The organism is uncultured Escherichia sp. (assembly GCF_948475835.1).
Classification (GTDB): domain Bacteria; phylum Pseudomonadota; class Gammaproteobacteria; order Enterobacterales; family Enterobacteriaceae; genus ECMA0423.
In genome coordinates this window covers 1-3,262 of record NZ_CAOLGM010000222.1, presented here as the reverse complement: position 1 = coordinate 3,262, position 3,262 = coordinate 1, and the positions used below count along the sequence as shown (strand labels likewise).

Sequence of the window (3,262 nt, the reverse complement as noted above, 5' to 3'; positions counted from 1 at the left end):
ATGAACTATCAAAAATAGCTCATCATGATTAGCAAAACTTAACCATTTTAAAATAAATAAACAATTAAAGAAAAAAGATCACTTATTTATAGCAATAGCTCGTCAAAGGCAGCTTTTTGTTACAGGTGGTTTGAATGAATGTAGCAACGAAATGCAGAATTTCAGGTCATGTAACTCCCGGCAAAACCGGGAGGTATGTAATCCTTACTCAGTCACTTCCCCTTCCTGGCGGATCTGATTTGCCCAACGTTGGGCAGATTCAGGCACAGTAAACGCCGGTGAGCGCAGAAATGACTCTCCCATCAGTACAAACGCAACATATTTGCCACGCCGCATCCAGACATCACGAAACGAATCCATCTTTATCGCATGTTCTGGCGGCGCGGGTTCCGTGCGTGGGACATAGCTAATAATCTGGCGGTTTTGCTGGCGGAGCGGTTTCTTCATTACTGGCTTCACTAAACGCATATTAAAAATTAGAAAAACTGTAGTTTAGCCGATTTAGCCCCTGTACGTCCCGCTTTGCGTGTATTTCATAACACCGTTTCCAGAATAGTCTCCGAAGCGGGATCTGGCTGGTGGTCTATAGTTAGAGAGTTTTTTGACCAAAACAGCGGCCCTTTCAGTAATAAATTAAGGAGACGAGTTCAATGTCGCAACATAACGAAAAGAACCCACATCAGCACCAGTCACCACTACACGATTCCAGCGAAGCGAAACCGGGGATGGACTCACTGGCACCTGAGGACGGATCTCATCGTCCAGCGGCTGAACCAACACCGCCAGGTGCACAACCTACCGCCCCTGGGAGCCTGAAAGCCCCTGATACACGTAACGAAAAACTTAATTCTCTGGAAGACGTACGCAAAGGCAGTGAAAATTATGCGCTGACCACTAATCAGGGCGTGCGCATCGCCGATGATCAAAACTCACTGCGTGCCGGTAACCGTGGTCCAACGCTGCTGGAAGATTTTATTCTGCGCGAGAAAATCACCCACTTTGACCATGAGCGCATCCCGGAACGTATTGTTCATGCACGCGGATCAGCAGCTCACGGTTATTTCCAGCCATATAAAAGCTTAAGCGATATCACCAAAGCGGATTTCCTCTCAGATCCGAACAAAATCACCCCAGTATTTGTTAGGTTCTCTACCGTTCAGGGTGGCGCTGGCTCTGCCGATACCGTGCGTGATATCCGTGGTTTTGCCACCAAGTTCTATACTGAAGAGGGTATTTTTGACCTCGTTGGCAATAACACGCCAATCTTCTTTATCCAGGATGCGCATAAATTCCCCGATTTTGTTCATGCGGTAAAACCAGAACCACACTGGGCAATTCCACAAGGGCAAAGCGCCCACGATACTTTCTGGGATTATGTTTCTCTGCAACCTGAAACTCTGCACAACGTGATGTGGGCGATGTCGGATCGCGGCATCCCCCGCAGTTACCGCACCATGGAAGGCTTCGGTATTCACACCTTCCGCCTGATTAATGCCGAAGGGAAGGCAACGTTTGTACGTTTCCACTGGAAACCACTGGCAGGTAAAGCCTCACTCGTTTGGGATGAAGCACAAAAACTCACCGGACGTGACCCGGACTTCCACCGCCGCGAGTTGTGGGAAGCCATTGAAGCAGGCGATTTTCCGGAATACGAACTGGGCTTCCAGTTGATTCCTGAAGAAGATGAATTCAAGTTCGACTTCGATCTTCTCGATCCAACCAAACTGATCCCGGAAGAACTGGTGCCCGTTCAGCGTGTCGGCAAAATGGTGCTCAATCGCAATCCGGATAACTTCTTTGCCGAAAACGAACAAGCAGCATTCCATCCAGGTCATATTGTTCCTGGTCTGGACTTCACCAACGATCCGCTGTTGCAGGGACGTTTGTTCTCCTATATCGATACACAAATCAGTCGTCTTGGTGGGCCGAATTTCCATGAGATTCCGATTAACCGTCCGACCTGCCCTTACCACAACTTCCAGCGTGATGGCATGCATCGTATGGGGATCGACACTAACCCGGCGAATTACGAACCGAACTCGATCAACGATAACTGGCCGCGCGAAACACCGCCGGGACCGAAACGCGGCGGTTTTGAATCATATCAGGAACGCGTGGAAGGAAATAAAGTTCGTGAGCGCAGTCCATCGTTTGGCGAATATTATTCCCATCCGCGTCTGTTCTGGCTAAGTCAGACGCCATTCGAGCAGCGCCATATTGTCGATGGTTTCAGTTTTGAGTTAAGCAAAGTCGTTCGTCCGTATATTCGTGAGCGCGTTGTTGACCAGCTGGCGCATATTGATCTCACTCTGGCCCAGGCGGTGGCGAAAAATCTCGGTATCGAACTGACTGACGACCAGCTGAATATCACCCCACCTCCGGACGTCAACAGTCTGAAAAAGGATCCATCCTTAAGTTTGTACGCCATTCCTGACGGTGATGTGAAAGGTCGCGTGGTAGCGATTTTACTTAATGATGAAGTGAGATCGGCAGACCTTCTGGCCATTCTCAAGGCCCTGAAGGCCAAAGGCGTTCATGCCAAACTGCTCTACTCCCGAATGGGTGAAGTGACTGCGGATGACGGTACGGTGTTGCCTATAGCCGCTACCTTTGCCGGTGCACCTTCGCTGACGGTCGATGCGGTCATTGTCCCTTGCGGCAATATCGCGGATATCGCTGACAACGGCGATGCCAACTACTACCTGATGGAAGCCTACAAACACCTTAAACCGATTGCGCTGGCGGGAGACGCGCGCAAGTTTAAAGCAACAATCAAGGTCGCTGACCAGGGTGAAGAAGGGATTGTGGAAGCTGACAGCGCTGACGGTAGTTTTATGGATGAACTGCTAACGCTGATGGCAGCACACCGCGTGTGGTCACGCATTCCTAAGATTGACAAAATTCCTGCCTGATGGGAGGCGGCGCAATTGCGCCGCCTCAAATGATTTACATAGTGCGCTTTGTTTATGCCGGATGCGGCGTGAACGCCTTATCCAGCCTACAAAGTCGTATAAATTCAATGTATTGCAGTTTATTGGTAGATACTGTTATGGCCTGCAAGTTTTTTCCTGGTCCGGTTTCCCGGATTGCAGGCATGCCAGACACTGCGCCGTCAGGCGCTGTTTTTTTCATCCCTTCCGCGATTTTTACGCCGCTACCGGATTATGCCGTGACGCATTGAACGGCACGCCTGACTTCAGCACTCCATACGCCACCTGTGCCAGCTTGCGCATCATCGCGCCGAGAATCACCTTTCCTTTCT

At 49.9% G+C, this 3,262-nt stretch carries 2 protein-coding genes and 1 pseudogene; 1 reads left to right on the top strand and 2 read right to left on the bottom strand.

The genetic code is table 11. The features are described from left to right. Nucleotides 1–204 precede the first annotated feature (204 nt). Nucleotides 205–468 carry a cell division activator CedA gene (cedA, locus tag QZF50_RS23105; RefSeq protein WP_250346693.1) on the bottom strand — a complete coding sequence of 88 codons (264 nt, stop codon included), beginning with the start codon at nt 466–468 and terminating at the stop codon, nt 205–207. 182 nt (nt 469–650) lie between these two features. Here cedA and katE point away from each other — a divergent pair, with 182 nt between their 5' ends. Beyond that, nucleotides 651–2,912: a catalase HPII gene (gene katE, locus QZF50_RS23100; RefSeq protein WP_001748461.1), complete on the top strand. Its 2,262-nt coding sequence runs from the start codon at nt 651–653 to the stop codon at nt 2,910–2,912. Between the two features lie 234 nt (nt 2,913–3,146). Here katE and QZF50_RS23095 read toward each other — a convergent pair. Beyond that, nucleotides 3,147–3,262, bottom strand: a pseudogene (locus QZF50_RS23095) (IS110 family transposase); the annotation flags it as partial.

Bases quoted from the DNA above. Each gene is read 5' to 3' on its own strand.
- cedA (WP_250346693.1), bottom strand. From the start codon at position 468: ATGCGTTTAGTGAAGCCAGTAATGAAGAAACCGCTCCGCCAGCAAAAC.
- katE (WP_001748461.1), top strand. From the start codon at position 651: ATGTCGCAACATAACGAAAAGAACCCACATCAGCACCAGTCACCACTA.